Source organism: Streptomyces sp. MK7 (genome assembly GCF_032658145.1).
In the GTDB taxonomy this organism is placed as follows: domain Bacteria; phylum Actinomycetota; class Actinomycetes; order Streptomycetales; family Streptomycetaceae; genus Streptomyces; species Streptomyces spiralis.
Genome location: NZ_JAVACL010000085.1, coordinates 1 through 15,361, shown reverse-complemented (window position 1 = coordinate 15,361; position 15,361 = coordinate 1). Strand labels below are relative to the sequence as shown.

Sequence of the window (15,361 nt, the reverse complement as noted above, 5' to 3'; positions counted from 1 at the left end):
GCCCCTTTTGTGGGGGTGGGTCCCCTTCTTTCGGGGGGGGTGGGGGGGGGGGCGCCGGGGGGGGCCCCGCCCCCCCCCCCCCCCCCCCCGCGACAGCGCTCTTGTACGACCTCCGGCACGGGCCCGCGCCGCGCGCATCGCCCGTCCGCCCGACACTTTCCGTGACCGTTCCACGTCCTCGTCGGCGAGCCCGATGCGCCCCGATGCTTCACCGCGTCCGTGCGACCGAGGCGGCACAGACCGGTCGCACCCCGTTCGGAGAGGCCCTTCATGCCCCGCAAGTCCACCCGCCTCACCTTCGCGGTCCTCGCGACCGGTGCGGGCGTGTTCTCCATGCTGCAGTCGCTGATAGCGCCGGCCCTGCCGACCGTCCAGCATGCGCTGCACACCTCGCAGTCCACCGCGACCTGGGTGATGACGGCGTATCTGCTGTCCGCCTCGGTCTTCACCCCCATCCTCGGCCGGGTCGGCGATCTGGTCGGGAAGAAGCGCACGCTCGTCGCCGTCCTGCTGGCGGTGCTCGCCGGCTGTCTGCTCGGCGCGCTCGCGCCGAGCATCGGCGTGCTGATCGTCGCCCGTGTCGTCCAGGGCGTCGGTGGTGCGCTGTTCCCGCTGTCCTTCGGCATCATCCGGGACGAGTTCGCGCCCGCCGAGGTGCCCGGCAGCATCGGCAACCTGTCCGCCGTGATCGCCGCCGGAGGCGGCGTCGGCATGGTGGCGGCCGGACCTATCGTGTCCGCGCTCGACTACCGCTGGCTGTTCTGGATCCCGGTCGGCGTCGTCGCCGTCACCGCGCTGATCGCGCTGCGCTGCATTCCCGAGTCCCGCAACACGGCCGAGGGAGGAGTCAGCTGGCTCGGTGCCGGGCTGTTGTCGGCATGGCTGGTGGCCCTGTTGCTGCCGGTCAGCCAGGCCGGCACATGGGGGTGGACCTCGGCCCGCGTGACCGGCCTGCTCACTGCCGCGGTCATCCTGTTCATCCTGTGGGTGTACGCGGAGGCCCACTCCGCCACGCCGCTGATCGACCTTCGCGTGATGCGGCTGCCCGCGGTGTGGACCACCAACACGGCCGCGCTGCTGTTCGGCGCCGGCATGTACGCCATCTGGTCCTTCCTGCCCGGCTTCGTGCAGACTCCCACCCGGGCCGGATACGGCTTCGGCGCGAGCGTGACAGCCGCTGGGCTGCTCATGCTGCCGATGCTGGTCGCGATGTTCCTCTCGGGTGTGCTCAGCGGCCGCCTGCAGCCGGTCCTCGGTGCCAAGACCCTGCTGATGGCCGGCGCCGGACTCGGAGCACTGGCCTGCGGCTTCCTGGCGGTCTGGCACGACCAGCAGTGGCAGGTGGCCCTCGTCGCCGGCGTGTTCGGCTTCGGTATCGGCCTGGCCTTCGCATCGATGGCGAACCTCATCGTCGGCAGTGTCCCGGCGGACCAGACCGGCGCCGCGACCGGCATGAACGCCAATATCCGCACCATCGGCGGTTCCCTCGGCACCTCGGTGACCAGCCTGCTGGTCACCGGTCACCTTCAGCCCTCCGGCCTGCCGTACGCCTCCGGTTACACCCACGGCTTCGCCCTGCTGGCCCTGCTGTGCCTGGGAGCGGCGTCGGCGGCGCTGCTGGTGCCGGTGGGGCGCAGCGGTCACCGTACCGCGCCGCTCCCGGCCGTCAGCGCCGAGCCGGAGCCCGCGGGTCCGCGCCGTTGAGCCTGACGGAGCCGGCACGTCCCCGGAGCAGCGTCGATCCGCGCGATCACACGGGCGCGCCGTGTGCGGCGCTACAGGACATGCCGCAGCCGGGAAGCTCAGCTGTCTGAGGGGCAAGAGGCCGCAGGTTCGGATCCTGTCGTCCCGACTTGCGAAGCAGCAGGTCAGTGACCGTGCCGGAGTGATCCGGCACGGCCACTTGATCATTCTTGGGGGACCCTCTGGGGACCTGGACGCTCGCACTCCCAGCGGACGGTCGCTGCCCGCAAGGCTGGAGTGCGGGGGCTCACAGCCGGCTGCGGGCGCCGAAAGGGCTGTGCCGCCGTCGGTGGCCATATCCGTGGCCACCTGGCGGGCCTCGATGCCGCGCTCCGTCTCGCAGGATCCCACGGTCCGGCGTCAGGCGGGGCCGCTCGCGTCCCCGGGCTTGATGCGTCCGCGCCATGCCCCGGACTCCGCGCCACGCTCCTCGATGTAGCGCTTGAAGCGCTTCATGTCGCCCTTCACGCGCCGGTCAATGGTGCCGAGCAAGTCCGCGGCCTTCTCGACGGCTCCGCTGGGCTCGACGTCCATCACGAGTTCGACCCGGGTGTGGGTGTCGTCCACGCGCTGGAAGCGGACCGTTCCCTTCTGTCCCACGTCACCACTGGTCGTGTGCCACGTGACGCGCTCGTCGGGAAGCTGGTCGATGATCTCGGTGTCGAACTCCCGCCTCACGCCGCCGATCTTGGTGGTCCAGTGGTTGTGGCGGTCGTCCAGCTGAGTGATCTCCTCGACGCCCTCCATGAAGTTCGGGAAATCCTCGAACTGCGTCCACTGGTTGTAGGCGGTGTGGACTGGGACGTCCACTTCCACCGTTTCCTTGACCGTGCTCATCAGTGTGCCTCCGTTGCTTCACTCGACTGCTGCGTCCGGGTACCCGGGGAGCGTCTGGCTTAAGACGGCTCCGGCGAGACCCGGGTCGGCGATCGCGACGCCGGTGCCGGCCGTGCGGCGATGCTCCGCACGCAGAGGGGCCCGGCACCGCGAGCGCGGTGCCGGGCCGACGGGCTGCGGCGAGGCGGGTTCTCAGCCCTGGCGGGCCTTGAACCGCGGGTCCTTCTTGTTGATCACGAAGGTCACGCCGCGCCGGCGCACCACTTGGGCGCCGGGCTTGGTCTTCAACGAGTGCAGTGACGCGCGTACTTTCATCGCCGTCTCCTCTCAGGAGATCGAAGGGGGTCCGCCGAGGGTCCGCCGGCAGTGGCGTACCGGATCGGTGGTGGCGGTAGCGCCGGTCGAGGGCGCTCCACCCGGCCCGGGGTGTCGAGGACGCGTGAGGTGCCGGTTCAGGACGGGTGGCTGGACGCCTGCCGCGCGGTTGCGGAGGACGACCGGACGGTGGAGGCCCGGATGCCAGGCCTCATGGGGCTTCCTTCCTGGGGGCCTGCGTCGTGGAGTGACGGAGGCGGAGGTCAGCGCTCTTCGCGGAAGAGGACGTGCTCGCCGACCACGGGGTCGTACTTGCGCAGGACCAGCCGGTCGGGATCGTTCAGACGGTTCTTGCGGGTCACATAGGTGACACCGGTGCCTGCGGTCGACGTCAGCTTGACGACGGGCCGCGACGTGCTGCGTGCCATGAGGTGCTCCTTTCGCCACCATGCGAGTCGCGTGACTCGAACATGCCAGCCGCACCGTTCAACAAGGTGGCTCAGCGCCGCATTCCCGGCGGGGGAGCTTCGCTCGGCTGTGGCCTCGTACGGTCCCTCACCGTCGGCTCGTGCGTGCGCCGCGCCAGGCACACGGCGTGGTGGTCTCCCGCGACGGTGGCTGCTTCCTCGGCGGAACGGCGGCGGGTTCCAGCTCTGACTCGAACAAGAGATCGATGGAGACGGGGCGGATCTCGAGGCCGCGTGCCATGACTCGGGAGGTAATGGCACCGATCTCTCGGTGCTGGCAAGAATGCCGATCCCGCCGCGTCAGACGGACGCGGATGCCGGATCGGGAGTGATGAACCATGTCCACAGCCGCACCCGCGACCACTCGCGCCGTCGTGGAGGAGCTGTTGCGCCGGATCGGCAAGGGCGATCCCGAGACCATCGCCGAGCTGTATGCCGAGCGGGGCGACTGGAAGCTGGACTGGCCGGAGGCCGAACACGGTCGGACTGCCACCCCGTGGATCCGTCACCGCTCTACCCGCGCCGATGCCGCCGCCCACTACCGCGAGCTCGCCGAGCACCATGTGCCCGGGCAGGCAGCGACCGAGATCGAGCGCATCCTCGTCGACGGGCGCGACGCGGTCGTGCTCGGCGAGATCCGTCAGACCGCCCGCTCCACCGGACGTGCCTATCGTGCTCGGTTCGCTTTGCACCTCACCGTCGAAGACGGCCTTGTCACCCGGCACCACGTCTACGAAGACAGCCTTGCCGTCGCCCAGGCGTTCGACACGACGGCGCCTGCCGGGTCGCTGCCACAGGCCATCGAGGAGACCGAACGAGATGGCCTGTAGGCACACACATGCCGCATGACGTACATGCGGGTCCCGCAGGCACGGGGGCCCGGGCCGCTGTTCAGGGCGCGGCGGGGCCACTGAGGTAACGGCCCCTGCTGTCGTAGGGCCATGCGTTGGCGATGCATCCCTTGAGACCCTTGATCTGCTGCATCATGACCGGCGCAGGCCGTCCCGGCCCCGGGCATGTCTCGTGCCCGTGGCCGATGCGGTGGCCGACCTCGTGATTGATGATCAAAGCGTGGTATTCGTGCAGAGGACCATCGAACTTGGGTGAGCCGAGGACCCACCGTTTCAGATTGACCACTACGTCCTCGCCGACATCGCAGTTGACTTCGCCACCGGTGTCGAGGCCCGCGGCGCCGCAGATGGCGTCTACCGTGCCCGGGGTCGCGATCTTCACGGCGAAGTCGTACGGTCCGGAACCGGTCAGCTGAAAGGAGTCGATGCCATCGGCCGTCCAGCCGCGGGGATCGGCCAGGATTCCAGCGATTTCGTGCGCTGCCTGCTGAGCGGACAGGGCTATCCCGTCTTCCACTTCAACCCTGTACCGGCGCACGGTCGCACCTGCGCCGACACGTCTGCCCGCCGCCGGTGCGGTGGTGAAGACTCCTGGGCCCTTCGCCGGGATGGAGATCGTGGATGAACTGGCTGATGGAGCGGGACGGGTAGCCGTGGCCGAGACGTTCGGACTCGCCTGCGCAGTGGTGGCCCCTGGCCCAGGCCGGCCAGGGGAGGCGGTGGAACGGTGGATGTGGGACGGCGCCGACGCCGGGCGGGAAGAAGCGGCGAGCGGGTTCCGGTAGGCGGAGACGGCAACCGCGGCAGCCGCGACCAGCGCGACGGACGTAACCGTGGTGACCGTGCTGGTCCGGCCGCGGCGTGGTGCCGTCCGCCTGCGCCTGCCGCGACGGCCGGCCGGCCGCGCCTTGCGCGAGTGACCCACGGTGAGTCCTGCCTTTCAAGGACGGTTGCTCTGATCGAAGTGACGACACAAGCTGAGGGGGCGCACGCCACCGCGGTCCTGGACGGGGCACCGTCCGTGCTGCCCGGCGCCGAGGGCAACGGCGATCCGGTTGCCCACCAGCGAGCGCCAAGGTGACCGGCGACGGGCCTGATCGTTTCTGCTGGCATGAGCCTGTTGTCACGCCGGCGCGGCAGGCCCGGTCGCAGTCACACCTCCAACCGGGGCGGAAGTGTCATCGCGAGAAGGACAACGGCCGGGCGTGCCGCGCCGCTTTTGCCGAGTACGGCCTGTTCCGTGGCCTGACCGGGATCGGCCTACCCCGCCGGGGCAGCAGGCCGCCCCGGATCCCCGCCCGTGTTACCGTGCCGTCCTGGTGCCACAGCGCCCCGGGCCTCGTCCGTGAACAGCGGCTCGGCGCCTTCGTCCTCGAGGGCACGACCGCAGAGCATGGCCGAGCACCCCCCGTTGTGCTCCTGGCCGATCGCCGCCAAATGGAGGCGCTGGGGGTATCGCGGGGATGGCCGACCTTTCGAGCCCTGGGCCGACCCGCTATCGAGGGCCGGCCGGCCCCACAGGTCTTGCGGGGGCCCGATCGACCGACGACGCACCGGCCTCGCGAGGCCGCGCGGCCGGCCAGGGCGTCGGTGCCCGCTCATCGCAAGGGCGTGGAAGGATCACTCTTCGAGCGGACGGTCAGCCACGCGCCGCGCGTGCATGACTGGTGACCGTGATGCCCTGGGCGAACCGAATGATCTGGTCGTCGGTCAGGCCCAGCTTGGTGGGGACCTGTACGAGGACCTTGTCGCCCGCGGCGTCGGGGAAGATCAGCCACTTGGCTTCCCTTCCATCACTGAAACCGAGCTGTCCGACCTTGCCGTGGACGGTGACCTTGGTGACGGGGGAGTCGTCAGGCAGCACAGAATCCCCCTGGAGGAAGACGGCGATGCCGTCCATGAAGTTGGCACCGGAGTGGTGACTGCCCGTGCCGGGTGGGACGGCCACGAAGCTGTACTCGTCCGATGAACTCACGCTCCAGCCCGCCGGAACGGTATCGACCTCGAAACCAGCCGGCTGGACGCCCTTGTAGGCGGCGAGCTCCAGTGCGATCGAGGTTCCGGAGTGGCCGGACGACGCAGACGGCTGTGCCACCCGCTTCGTCGCCACACTCGAGCCGGACTCGCCGACCGGACCGACCACCGCCACCGCGACGGCGGTCGCGGCGCCCACCGCGGCAACGCCGACACCCACGATCCGCCGGCGCCGGCGGACCAATGCGCGATGTCCGCGGGCAAGGTCGGCCGCGACCGCGTCCTCACCGGCGGGGGTCTGTGCACCGGTGCCTCGCAGAGCACCCAACGCGTCGATCATGTCTTGCATGTCAAAGCCCTCCATTCAACGGTTTTCAGACAAGTTCGTGAGCGTGCTCGGGGAATATCGCGCGCAGCCGCTCCAGGCCACGGGCGCTCTGGCTCTTGACGGTGCCCTCGGTGCATCTCAGCGCCTTGGCGGTCTCCGTGACACTGAGGCCCTCGACGTAGCGCAGCACCACCGCTGCCCGCATACGCGCAGGCAGAGTGGCGAGCAACGCCACGAGCGTCGCATGGTCGGCGTAGTGGGGCTCGATGGTGGCGACATCGGGCACCTGCGCCTGCGCCTGCTCACGGCGGCGGAACACACTGCGCCTGTCATCGATCGCCGCGTTCACCACACAACGCCGCACATAGGCATCCAGCGTGTCCAGGCGCACTTTCGGCCACGCGAGGTACAGGCGGGTGAGCGCCATCTGCACCACGTCTTCCGCCCTGGCGTGATCACCTGACAGCAGCAGCGCCGCCACGCGCACGAGCTCTGTACGGCGCATGCTGACGAACTCGGTGAACTGTATGTCTCGTTCGGAAGCAGATGTCACAGAAAAGCACCCTCCAGTGTCGGACCTCGCCACGCGGACACCCCTTATACGAGGGCGGCCGGCTCCCAGGTTGCATGCCGATCAAATTCGGCCCCGGAGCCCGGAGCGCGAGCAGGACGGTGAAGGCCGATCGCGGAAGAGTGCACCTCTGTCCGATCCTTCAGGAGACCGGTCGCGAGCCGAGGGGCGGGGCCGTCTCCACGAGGCCGGTGGTTCCCTGCCGCAGGAGGCCCGTGACGTGGCTGCGAGCTGCCTCCGTCGGCCGGCAGCCGCCCTGACAGGCGGCTGCAGTCCCGCATTCGTGGCGCTCGCAAGGAAACGTCCGGTCCAGGCCGCGCGGCGCTCGGCCGCCGTGAGGTGTCAGCGGGCGTCACGAATCGAGTACGGCGGCGACGGCCTCGATCTCGACGAGCTGGTCCTTGTAGCCGAGCACAGTGACGCCCATCAAGGTGCTGGGTACGTCGTGGTCGGCGAACGAGTCTCGGACCACCTCCCAGGCAGCCACCAAGTCCTCCTGCCGGGCCGATGCCACAAGAACCCTTGTGCTGATGACGTCCTGGAGAGACGCGCCGGCGGCAGCGAGAGCAGCCTGCATGTTCTCAACGGCCCGGCGATCGGAGACTACGCCGGCCAGGCATCGGAGCATCTCGCTGCCCGGCAAGTGTGCCGAGAGGCGGACCTTCTCCAGGTCGAGGTCCCGGTAGGCGTGGGTGAGAGAGCGAACGAGCACGGACAGGGCCCGGACCTGCCCCAGCCCGGCTACCGGTCGCCGGTAGTGGCCGGTGTCGATGTAGGAGGTGTCCAGGACGATGGAGAGCTCGCTTGCGTTCAGGTAGCGCCACGTGCGACGTGCGGGCAGCCGCTTGGCCACGAACCAGCGCACCAGGGTGCCGATCCCGGTGAGCACGGCGGCCACCGCTGCACTGAGAATCTGCGAGCCCACGGCCCCCGCGATGACATCCATGGCGATCTCCCCCTCCGCGCGCCCAGACATCAAGTTCGCGGGTTGCCCGGGTCGCCCCTATCACGGGCTGTGCATCGCCATGAACTCACCCTCCAGGAGCGGGAGTTACTCACTCCGCTGATGCCCCGGGCCGGAACCGGCCGCCGCCAGCAGACCACCGGCGGATCCGCAACGGCGTGGTGTTCAAGATCTGTGCCGGTGTTCGGCTACGCACAGCGCGGAGATGGTTCACTGAGGCGTGCACGTGAGCCGGAAACCGGTGAAGTCCGCCGTGAAGGCGGTGTCGACCGTGTCCCAGGCATGGATGCCCGCCATCGCGCCCGTGAACCGCGGTCGCCCCCCCCGGGGTCGTCGGAGAGCGGCTGAAGTCCAGCGCGGGCCCGACGGATGTGCGCGCCCCGTCCTGCACGTACCAGAACCGCGCGTCCGTGCCGTCCACCGTGAAACCGAGCGTGAGCGGTGTGCCCGGGGCCACCTCCACCAGGGCCGCCTGGCGGGTCGTGTCCTCGTCCCGCTCGACCAGGCTCAGCACCGTCCGGCCCGCGCTGCGCCACTGCTGTCCGCGCTGCTCCTCGTCCTCGGGCTCCGCCCAGGTCAGGTGCAGGCCCAGATACGACCGCGTGTCGTACCACAGCACCAGACCGGCGCCCTGTGTGAAGGTCGACGGCCGTGCGTCGACCGTCACTTCGGCCTCCGCCCGGTGCTCGGTGATGCGCTGGGCGAGCAGACTGTGCGCCCACCGGGACTCCGGTCCGTGCCGTCCGCGCAGCCGGATCCAGCCGGGGCGGGGGGTGGTGCCGGCCCAGGAGGGGTCCGGGTAACTGCGTGGAGAGCTCCAAGGCCAGCCCAACGTCCCCTCGTGCGAGGGCGTTTCGGGGCGCCGCGGGTAGGTCGGTACGTCCACCTCGACCGCCGGATGCCAGCTCCCCTGCCGCAGCCGGGGCCAGCCCTCCGCATCCCAGGCCACCGCCTGGATCGCGGTCTCCCGGCCGAGGGAGCAACGTGGGCCGCCCGGCGTGGGCAGGGGGCGGGCCGTCAGATGGCTGAGCAGCCACTGCCCGTCCCGGGTCTCGACCAGCTCGCCGTGCCCGGCCTTCTGCAAGGGCAGCGAGGCGTCATCCCGCGTGGTCAGCAGCGGCCGCCCGTCCAGCTCGTACGGGCCGGTGAGCCGACGACTGCGCGCCACTCGCACGCCGTGCTCGTAGCCGGTGCCGCCCTCGGCGAGAACGAGGTAGTACCAGCGCCCGCGCCGCAGCAGCTTCGGTCCCTCGATCAGCCGCTCGTGCTGGAGCAGCAGGTGGGTGTCGCCGACCGGGGCGAGCGTGTCCCGGTCCAGCTCCGTAGCCACGATCCCGGCGAAGCGTCGGCCGCCGGGGCGGTGGTCGTTCTGCAGGTTGAGCAGCCACAACCGTCCCTCGTCGTGGAAGAGGGCGGGGTCGAAGCCGTGGCTCGGCACCCGGCGCGGCGTGCTCCACTCGCCCGCCACGTCGGTGGCCGTGGTGATGTAGGAGTCCAGGTCGAAGTACGGCGTGCCGACCGAGCGGACGATCGAGTACGTCATCCAGAACCGCTCCCCGTCCCAGCTCAGCGACGGCGCCCAGACGCCGCCCGAGTCCGGGACCCCGGCCAGCGAGTGGCCGGGGACCGCGCCCCGCACATGGCCTGCGTAGGTCCAGTGCGCCAGGTCGCGGGAGCGGTGGACGGGGATGGTGGGGAACCACTCGAACGAGCCGGTCGCCACGTAGTACCAGCCGCCGGCCCGGACGAGTGACGGGTCAGGGGCGAAGCCGCGCAGGACCGGGTTGTGCAGCACGGTCACTTGAGGGCTCCCATGGTGACGCCGGTCTTCCAGTAGCGGCGCATCGCGACCATCGGTTACGTAACGAGATCGTTCCGTGTCTCGACCACTCGGTCAGCCGCGCCGGGACGGCGCCGGCGGGCGTACCGAGTCCCGCACGACGACATGGGTGCCCAGCACCAGATGGTCGCCGTCCCCGCCCCTGCGGCGGCTGGTGCCGCCCTCGCGGCGGTCGGCCACCGCGCGCAGCGCGACCCGGCCCATCTCCTCGTACGGCACGTGCACGGTGGTCAGTTGCGGCGCCAGCTGCGAGGCCAGCGGGATGTCGTCGTACCCGACGATCGACACGTCCTCGGGCACCCGCAGGCCTGCCGCGCGCAGCGCCTGCATGGCGCCCGCGGCGACCACGTCGGTCCCCGCCAGTACCGCGGTGAAGTCCACGCCCTCGCGCAGACACGTCTCGACGGCGTCGTACCCGTGCTCGTCGTCGTACGGGCCGTGCCGGACCAGGTCCTCCTCGAAGGGCACGCCGTACGCCTCGAAGGCGCGCCGCGCAGCCCTCAGCCTGACCTGGGCGGTGGTCAGTCCGGCGGGACCGGGCAGCACCAGGACCCTGCGATGGCCGGCCGACAGCAGATGGCTGGCCATCGCGTACGCGCCGCCCTCGTTGTCGTAGTCGACCGTCGTGGCCGGCACGTCACCCTCCAGCGGCGGCCTGCCGACCAGGACCAGGTGCGAACCGGCCGCGTCCAGGGAGCGGGCGAAGCGGGCCATGCGCAGCTGGTACTCGTCGTAGTCGTAGGCGCCGCCGAGCAGCACCACTGCGGTCACGCCCTGCTGGCGCATGAGGTTGACCAGGGCCAGTTCCCGCTCCGGGTCGTCCCCGGTGGTGCCGACGAGGGACAGCCAGCCGCGCAGCGCGGCCGCTCCCTCGACGCCCTTGGCGACGTGAGCGAAGGCGGCGCCGGTGATGTTGTTGATGAGGATCGCGACGGTGGGGGTGCCGCCGCCCGCGAGGGAACGGGCGTGGGCGTTGGTGACGTAGTCCAGGTCGCGGACCACCTTCATCACCCGGCGGCGCAGGTCGTCGGAGACCGGGTAGTTGCCGGACAGCACGCGCGACACGCTGGCGACGGACACGCCCGCGCGCTCCGCCACGTCGCGGATGGTCGCCCGTCCCGCGTCGGCCGGCGCCTTGCGCTGACTCACCGCTGTGGCTCCTTCGACGTAGTGACCCGGTCCCCGAGCGAGGCGGTGGCCGGTGGCCCGCCCCGCACCGGTGCTGAAACCGTATCCCATGACCCCCGCGCTCCGAACCAGAAGTGGGCGCCGGCCCTCGACGAGCGGTCGGGCGGACGGTGGCCGTCGGCACACACCAGCCGCGCGGCAGGGACCCGGCGGCTGGGGCCCCTGGACGGACCGGGCCCGTACGCGTGGAAGGTGGTCGCCGTCGGCGGGTGCGGTCGGCGGCCGACGGCTGGGAACGGGCAGCGCCCGGGTGGCCGGCGGTCTGCGGTTGGCGGGTGACGCCGGCCTCCTCGCTGGAGTGCACCGGCCGGCGATTGGGGCGCGGTGGCGGTGCCGTCGGTCGGCGGTGCGAGGGCGGTGGGCGCTGTCACGCGACCCGTGCCAGGTCCGCGTGCCGTACTTCGTGGGCGAGTGGCCGGCCGGCGGCCAGTTGTTCCAGCTCATCGGCGACGATGCGGCCGAGGCGCTCCAGTTCGTTGCCCAGCGAACCGGCGATGTGGGGGGTGAGGAAGACGTTGGGCAGCCGGTACAGCGGGGAGTCGGCGGGAAGCGGCTCGGGGTCGGTCACGTCGAGGACCGCGTGCAGGCGGCCGGAGACCAGTTCCTCGGTGAGGGGCCGGTGATCGATGAGGGCGCCGCGGGAGGTGTTGATGAGCACGCCGCCGTCCCGGATCAGGCCCAGCCGGGTGCGGTCGAGCATGTGGTGGGTCTCGGGAATGTCGGGGGCGTGCAGGCTGACGATGTCGCTTCGGCGCAGCAGGTCCTCCAGCGGCAGCGGTTGGGCACCCAGCGTCGCGGCCTCCGCGGCGCTCACGTACGGGTCGTGGAGCAGCACCTCGAAGTCGTAGGGCCGCAACAGCTCCAGGAGGCGGCGGCCGACCCGCGAGGCGCCGACGATCCCGATCCGGCGCCCGACGTTGCCGACGGTCGCGGTCTCGGCGGGGGAGGGATGGGCGTGCGTGGCACGGAAGCGCTCGCGGAGCGTGAAGGCGTCCTTGCCGGTCAGCAGGATCATCGCGAGCGTGTACTCGGCGACCGGCAGCGCGTTGGCCACGGCAGCGCTGGACACCACGATCCCGCGCTCCCATGCGGCATCGCCGACCAGTGAGCGGACGGAGCCGGCGGCGTGCAGCACAGCCCTCAGCCGGGGCGCCGCGGCGAGCGCCGCCTCGTCGATCCGGGGGCAGCCCCAGCCCGTGACGAGGACTTCGGCGTCGGCGAGCCGCGGGGCGACGGCGGGGTCGGTGAAGTCCCGCACGACGAACACGGGGTCGAGCTCCGCCGTCTGCCGCAGCCGCGCCAGCAGAGGCGGCGGGAAGAGCCGGGGCAGGTGCACCGGATCCATGGCGAACACGGCCCTGGGCAACTGGGCGCTGGGCATGGCCCTCCTGAGGTGAGACGAGGCGGGACGCGCTTGAGATGCTCCGCGCTAGAAACATTTTCTGAAAGCGGCTTCTACGCTATATCCGCGCCGAAGGGCGGTCAATCGCTGCAGCGGGTCCCCCGGGAGGCGGTTCGCGGAGTCTGAAGGCGTGTCGTCACCCGACGGGCGTCTTCCGGCTCGCCGACCGCCTCATTGCCGAGGTGGACCTCTCCTCAGGCGGCCATGGGAAGCGGTTGCTAACAGTTTTCCCTCCTTCCCTCTCTCCCCCTCTCCCTCGTTTCCCGGAACAGGAGGTGGGTTGTGTGATGCAGGCGTCCGCCGAACGCGACCGAACGTGCGCAACAGGTCAGCTGTCTGCGCATCGCTCGGCCGGAAGCGGCAGTTGAACGCCCGCCTCACGCGACTGCTCACAGCTCACCGAACATCAGACCGCCTTGTGACCGCCTGTGGATCGTCGGTGGCCGACGCCGGTCAGCCCTGACGGCGAACCGGCTTTGTCTGCCCTGCTCCGCAGGGGTCCCATTCTTCCCCCGCCTCCAAGGCGGGGTTTGGTTTCCTCGAAAGGATCCCGATGAACACGCCCCTGTCCCGCAGAACCGCCCTCCAGGCGGCGGGCGCCACCGTCCTCGCGGCCGGCCTGACCGGTGTCACCGGCACCGCCGCCCGGGCCGACGCGACGGGCGCCGACCAGGCGGCACCAAAGTTGGTCACCTACCCGCTGCCCGCCGGCATGCCGACCAACACCAGCTTCAAGGTGCGGGTGCGCACCGCACCCGACGGAGACTGGCAGACGCTCGACATCTGGCGGCCGCAGCTGGAGGAGATCAACCCCACCACCGGCTCCGGCAAGGTCTACAACTCGTCGATGGTGTACTTCGACTTCCAGGGCTCGGCCGAGATCGAGGTGACGTACCTCAAGGGCGGCACCACCAAGGCCCGGGTGCGGCCGGACGCGCTGGGCATCAAGCCCGAACTGCTCGGCGACACCCTGCGCTTCACCCTCGACGAGCCGCACGACGCCGTCGTGCAGATCAACGACGAGATCTTCGACTGTCTGCACGTCGTCACCAACCACATGGACCCCGCCCCACCCTCCGCAGACGACCCGGACGTCCTGTACTTCGGCCCGGCGTCCATGCCGTCACCGGCAATGTGCTGAACGTCCCCAGCGGCAAGACCCTCTACCTGGCCGGCGGCGCCGTGCTGACCGCGCAGGTCTACTTCAAGGACGTGGAGAGGGCCGCCGTCACCGGCCGCGGTGTGATCGCCAGCCCGTACAACGGCATCCTCTGCGAGGGCAGCAAGAACATCCGCGTCGAGGACGTCATCGTCCTGAACCCGAGGGGCGGATACGTCACCACCCTCGGCGAGAGTGAGAACGTCCACATCCGCAAGCTGCGCGGGTTCAGCTCCCGTGGCAACGGCGACGGCATCGACATCTTCTCCAGCAGCTCGGTCGTCCTCGACGGCTGCTTCCTGCGCACCTCCGACGACTGCGTCGCCATCTACCTTTGATCTTGCGCAGTGCTCCCCCGTGAAGGACTCCGTTGGGAAATCCGCAAACCGGTGATGGTGGATGGCCTGGACTGTCAGGATCGGCTTGTCGTCGATCAAGGGGGTCGGGTGTCGCTGGAGTCGCGGCGCGATGTCGGGGTGCCGGAGCTGACCGCGCGGGTGGTGCGTGCCTCGTTCCCGAAAGGAACGCTGGCGATCCGTGTCCGTGAGGCACTCGGCCCGCTGTTCGAGGACGCGTCCTTTGCCCAGGCGTTTCCGGCGCGGTCTCGCCCGGCGGTCTCGCCCGGGGCGCTGGCGTTGGTCTCGGTGCTGCAGTTCGCGGAAGGGCTCAGTGACCGGCAGGCCGCCGATCAGGTGCGCGCCCGGATGGACTGGAAGTTCCTGTTGGGCCTGGAACTGGGCGATCCGGGGTTCGGCTTCACGGTCCTTGGCGACTTCCGTGCCCGGCTGATCGAGCACGGCCTGGAGGAGAGGGTTCTGGACCTGATCCTGGAGCGGATCTGCGGACTCGGGCTACTGCGGGCAGGCGGTCGGCAGCGGACGGACTCCACTCATGTCCTGGCATCGGTGCGGTTGTTGAACCGGATGGAGTTCGTCGGCGAGACCCTGTGCGCGGCACTGGAGGCGCCGGCCGCGGCGGCCTCGCAGTGGCTGGCAGGCCAGGTCACGGCCGACTGGGTCGAGCGTTACGGTGCCCGGATCGACTCCTACCGCTTCCTCAAGGGCGAGAACGTGCGCCAGGAGTGGGCTGAGCAGGTCGGCCGGGACGGCTTCACTGTCCTGGAGGCCGTCTTCAGCCCCACCGCCCCGGGGTGGCTTCGGCAGATCCCTGCCGTTGAGGTCCTGCGCCGGGCCTGGGTCGAGCAGTACCACCGCGATGGTGAGGGGGTGCGCCGGCGGGAGGGGAAGGACCTCCCGCCGGCCAGACATCGGCTGTCCTCGCCCTATGACCTCGACGCCCGCTATGGCATGAAGCGGGGCTCGGGCTGGTGCGGTTTCAAGACCCACCTGACCGAGACCTGTGAGCCGGATGGACCCCATGTGATCACCGATGTGGAGACGACGGACGCCACCGTCGACGATGCCGAGACCGGCGAGCGGTCAAGGCCCGCGGCCACTTCCCGAACGAGCAGGCCGCCCTGAAGTGCGTCTACATGGCGATCATGTCGCTCGACCCCACCGGCAAGGGCCAGGCCCGCTGGACCATGCGCTGGAAGACCGCGTTGAACGCCTTCGACATCACCTTCGACGGCCGACTCTCAGCGGCCCGTCAGTAACCATCAACTACCCCAGTTACACCGCTCGTTTGACAGACCCACGGCGCAGGCTTCGGCAGCCGGTGTCACCGCCGGTATCAACGCCGGTGTTGTTGTCGGGGTCAGTC

The 15,361-nt window shown here is 70.4% G+C and carries 13 protein-coding genes and 3 pseudogenes; 6 read left to right on the top strand and 10 right to left on the bottom strand.

What is annotated here, in order from left to right; genetic code table 11:
- Positions 1–270: 270 nt before the first annotated feature.
- Complete coding sequence (locus tag R2S09_RS38980) at positions 271–1,704, top strand: MFS transporter (protein WP_306191066.1); 1,434 nt, start codon at positions 271–273, stop codon at positions 1,702–1,704.
- 399 nt (positions 1,705–2,103) lie between these two features.
- On the opposite strand, the gene R2S09_RS38975 is transcribed toward R2S09_RS38980, so the two are convergent.
- From R2S09_RS38975 to rpmG, 3 genes are all read right to left on the bottom strand, one after another.
- On the bottom strand, positions 2,104–2,580 hold the full coding sequence (locus tag R2S09_RS38975) for an SRPBCC family protein (RefSeq protein ID WP_316745953.1): 477 nt from the start codon (positions 2,578–2,580) through the stop codon (positions 2,104–2,106).
- 192 nt (positions 2,581–2,772) lie between these two features.
- The gene (gene ykgO / locus R2S09_RS38970) at positions 2,773–2,895 is read right to left on the bottom strand and encodes a type B 50S ribosomal protein L36 (RefSeq protein ID WP_306191068.1); all 123 of its coding nucleotides are present in this window, start codon (positions 2,893–2,895) and stop codon (positions 2,773–2,775) included.
- 263 nt (positions 2,896–3,158) lie between these two features.
- The gene (rpmG, locus tag R2S09_RS38965; protein ID WP_306191069.1) at positions 3,159–3,323 is read right to left on the bottom strand and encodes a 50S ribosomal protein L33; all 165 of its coding nucleotides are present in this window, start codon (positions 3,321–3,323) and stop codon (positions 3,159–3,161) included.
- 377 nt (positions 3,324–3,700) lie between these two features.
- On the opposite strand from rpmG, the gene R2S09_RS38960 reads away from it, so the two are divergent.
- The gene (locus R2S09_RS38960; protein ID WP_306191070.1) at positions 3,701–4,192 is read left to right on the top strand and encodes a nuclear transport factor 2 family protein; all 492 of its coding nucleotides are present in this window, start codon (positions 3,701–3,703) and stop codon (positions 4,190–4,192) included.
- 61 nt (positions 4,193–4,253) lie between these two features.
- On the opposite strand, the gene R2S09_RS38955 is transcribed toward R2S09_RS38960, so the two are convergent.
- The 7 genes and pseudogenes from R2S09_RS38955 to R2S09_RS38925 form a co-directional block, all read right to left on the bottom strand.
- Positions 4,254–5,138, bottom strand: coding sequence for a DUF3152 domain-containing protein (locus R2S09_RS38955; RefSeq protein WP_316745950.1), 885 nt, complete (start codon positions 5,136–5,138; stop codon positions 4,254–4,256).
- A 714-nt stretch (positions 5,139–5,852) separates the two neighbouring features.
- The gene (locus R2S09_RS38950) at positions 5,853–6,536 is read right to left on the bottom strand and encodes a hypothetical protein (protein ID WP_316745948.1); all 684 of its coding nucleotides are present in this window, start codon (positions 6,534–6,536) and stop codon (positions 5,853–5,855) included.
- A gap of 25 nt (positions 6,537–6,561) precedes the next feature.
- Positions 6,562–7,020: a sigma-70 family RNA polymerase sigma factor gene (locus tag R2S09_RS38945; RefSeq protein WP_316745958.1), complete on the bottom strand. Its 459-nt coding sequence runs from the start codon at positions 7,018–7,020 to the stop codon at positions 6,562–6,564.
- Positions 7,021–7,438: 418 nt separating this feature from the next.
- Positions 7,439–7,678: pseudogene (locus R2S09_RS38940) on the bottom strand (Rid family hydrolase); the annotation flags it as partial.
- Between the two features lie 582 nt (positions 7,679–8,260).
- A pseudogene (locus tag R2S09_RS38935) lies at positions 8,261–9,851 on the bottom strand (family 43 glycosylhydrolase).
- 93 nt (positions 9,852–9,944) lie between these two features.
- Positions 9,945–11,039, bottom strand: a complete 1,095-nt coding sequence (locus R2S09_RS38930; RefSeq protein ID WP_316745944.1) for a LacI family DNA-binding transcriptional regulator — start codon at positions 11,037–11,039, stop codon at positions 9,945–9,947.
- A gap of 406 nt (positions 11,040–11,445) precedes the next feature.
- Positions 11,446–12,459, bottom strand: coding sequence for a hydroxyacid dehydrogenase (locus R2S09_RS38925; protein WP_316745942.1), 1,014 nt, complete (start codon positions 12,457–12,459; stop codon positions 11,446–11,448).
- Positions 12,460–13,033: 574 nt separating this feature from the next.
- Here R2S09_RS38925 and R2S09_RS38920 point away from each other — a divergent pair.
- From R2S09_RS38920 to R2S09_RS38905, 4 genes and pseudogenes are all read left to right on the top strand, one after another.
- Positions 13,034–13,621 carry a hypothetical protein gene (locus R2S09_RS38920; protein WP_316745940.1) on the top strand — a complete coding sequence of 196 codons (588 nt, stop codon included), beginning with the start codon at positions 13,034–13,036 and terminating at the stop codon, positions 13,619–13,621.
- Positions 13,615–13,977: a glycosyl hydrolase family 28 protein gene (locus tag R2S09_RS38915; RefSeq protein WP_306191078.1), complete on the top strand. Its 363-nt coding sequence runs from the start codon at positions 13,615–13,617 to the stop codon at positions 13,975–13,977. The genes R2S09_RS38920 and R2S09_RS38915 overlap by 7 nt, the downstream gene beginning before the upstream one ends.
- Positions 13,978–14,031: 54 nt before the next feature.
- A complete protein-coding gene (locus R2S09_RS38910) occupies positions 14,032–15,120 on the top strand; it encodes a transposase (protein WP_316745956.1) in 1,089 nt (362 codons plus the stop codon).
- Positions 15,063–15,254: pseudogene (locus R2S09_RS38905) on the top strand (IS256 family transposase); the annotation flags it as partial. The gene R2S09_RS38910 and the pseudogene R2S09_RS38905, both read left to right, overlap by 58 nt.
- Positions 15,255–15,361: the final 107 nt, after the last annotated feature.

Bases quoted from the DNA above. Each gene is read 5' to 3' on its own strand.
- R2S09_RS38920 (WP_316745940.1), top strand. From the start codon at position 13,034: ATGAACACGCCCCTGTCCCGCAGAACCGCCCTCCAGGCGGCGGGCGCC.
- R2S09_RS38950 (WP_316745948.1), bottom strand. From the start codon at position 6,536: ATGCAAGACATGATCGACGCGTTGGGTGCTCTGCGAGGCACCGGTGCA.
- R2S09_RS38945 (WP_316745958.1), bottom strand. From the start codon at position 7,020: ATGCGCCGTACAGAGCTCGTGCGCGTGGCGGCGCTGCTGCTGTCAGGT.
- R2S09_RS38960 (WP_306191070.1), top strand. From the start codon at position 3,701: ATGTCCACAGCCGCACCCGCGACCACTCGCGCCGTCGTGGAGGAGCTG.
- R2S09_RS38975 (WP_316745953.1), bottom strand. From the start codon at position 2,580: ATGAGCACGGTCAAGGAAACGGTGGAAGTGGACGTCCCAGTCCACACC.
- R2S09_RS38980 (WP_306191066.1), top strand. From the start codon at position 271: ATGCCCCGCAAGTCCACCCGCCTCACCTTCGCGGTCCTCGCGACCGGT.
- rpmG (WP_306191069.1), bottom strand. From the start codon at position 3,323: ATGGCACGCAGCACGTCGCGGCCCGTCGTCAAGCTGACGTCGACCGCA.
- ykgO (WP_306191068.1), bottom strand. From the start codon at position 2,895: ATGAAAGTACGCGCGTCACTGCACTCGTTGAAGACCAAGCCCGGCGCC.
- R2S09_RS38910 (WP_316745956.1), top strand. From the start codon at position 14,032: ATGGTGGATGGCCTGGACTGTCAGGATCGGCTTGTCGTCGATCAAGGG.
- R2S09_RS38925 (WP_316745942.1), bottom strand. From the start codon at position 12,459: ATGCCCAGCGCCCAGTTGCCCAGGGCCGTGTTCGCCATGGATCCGGTG.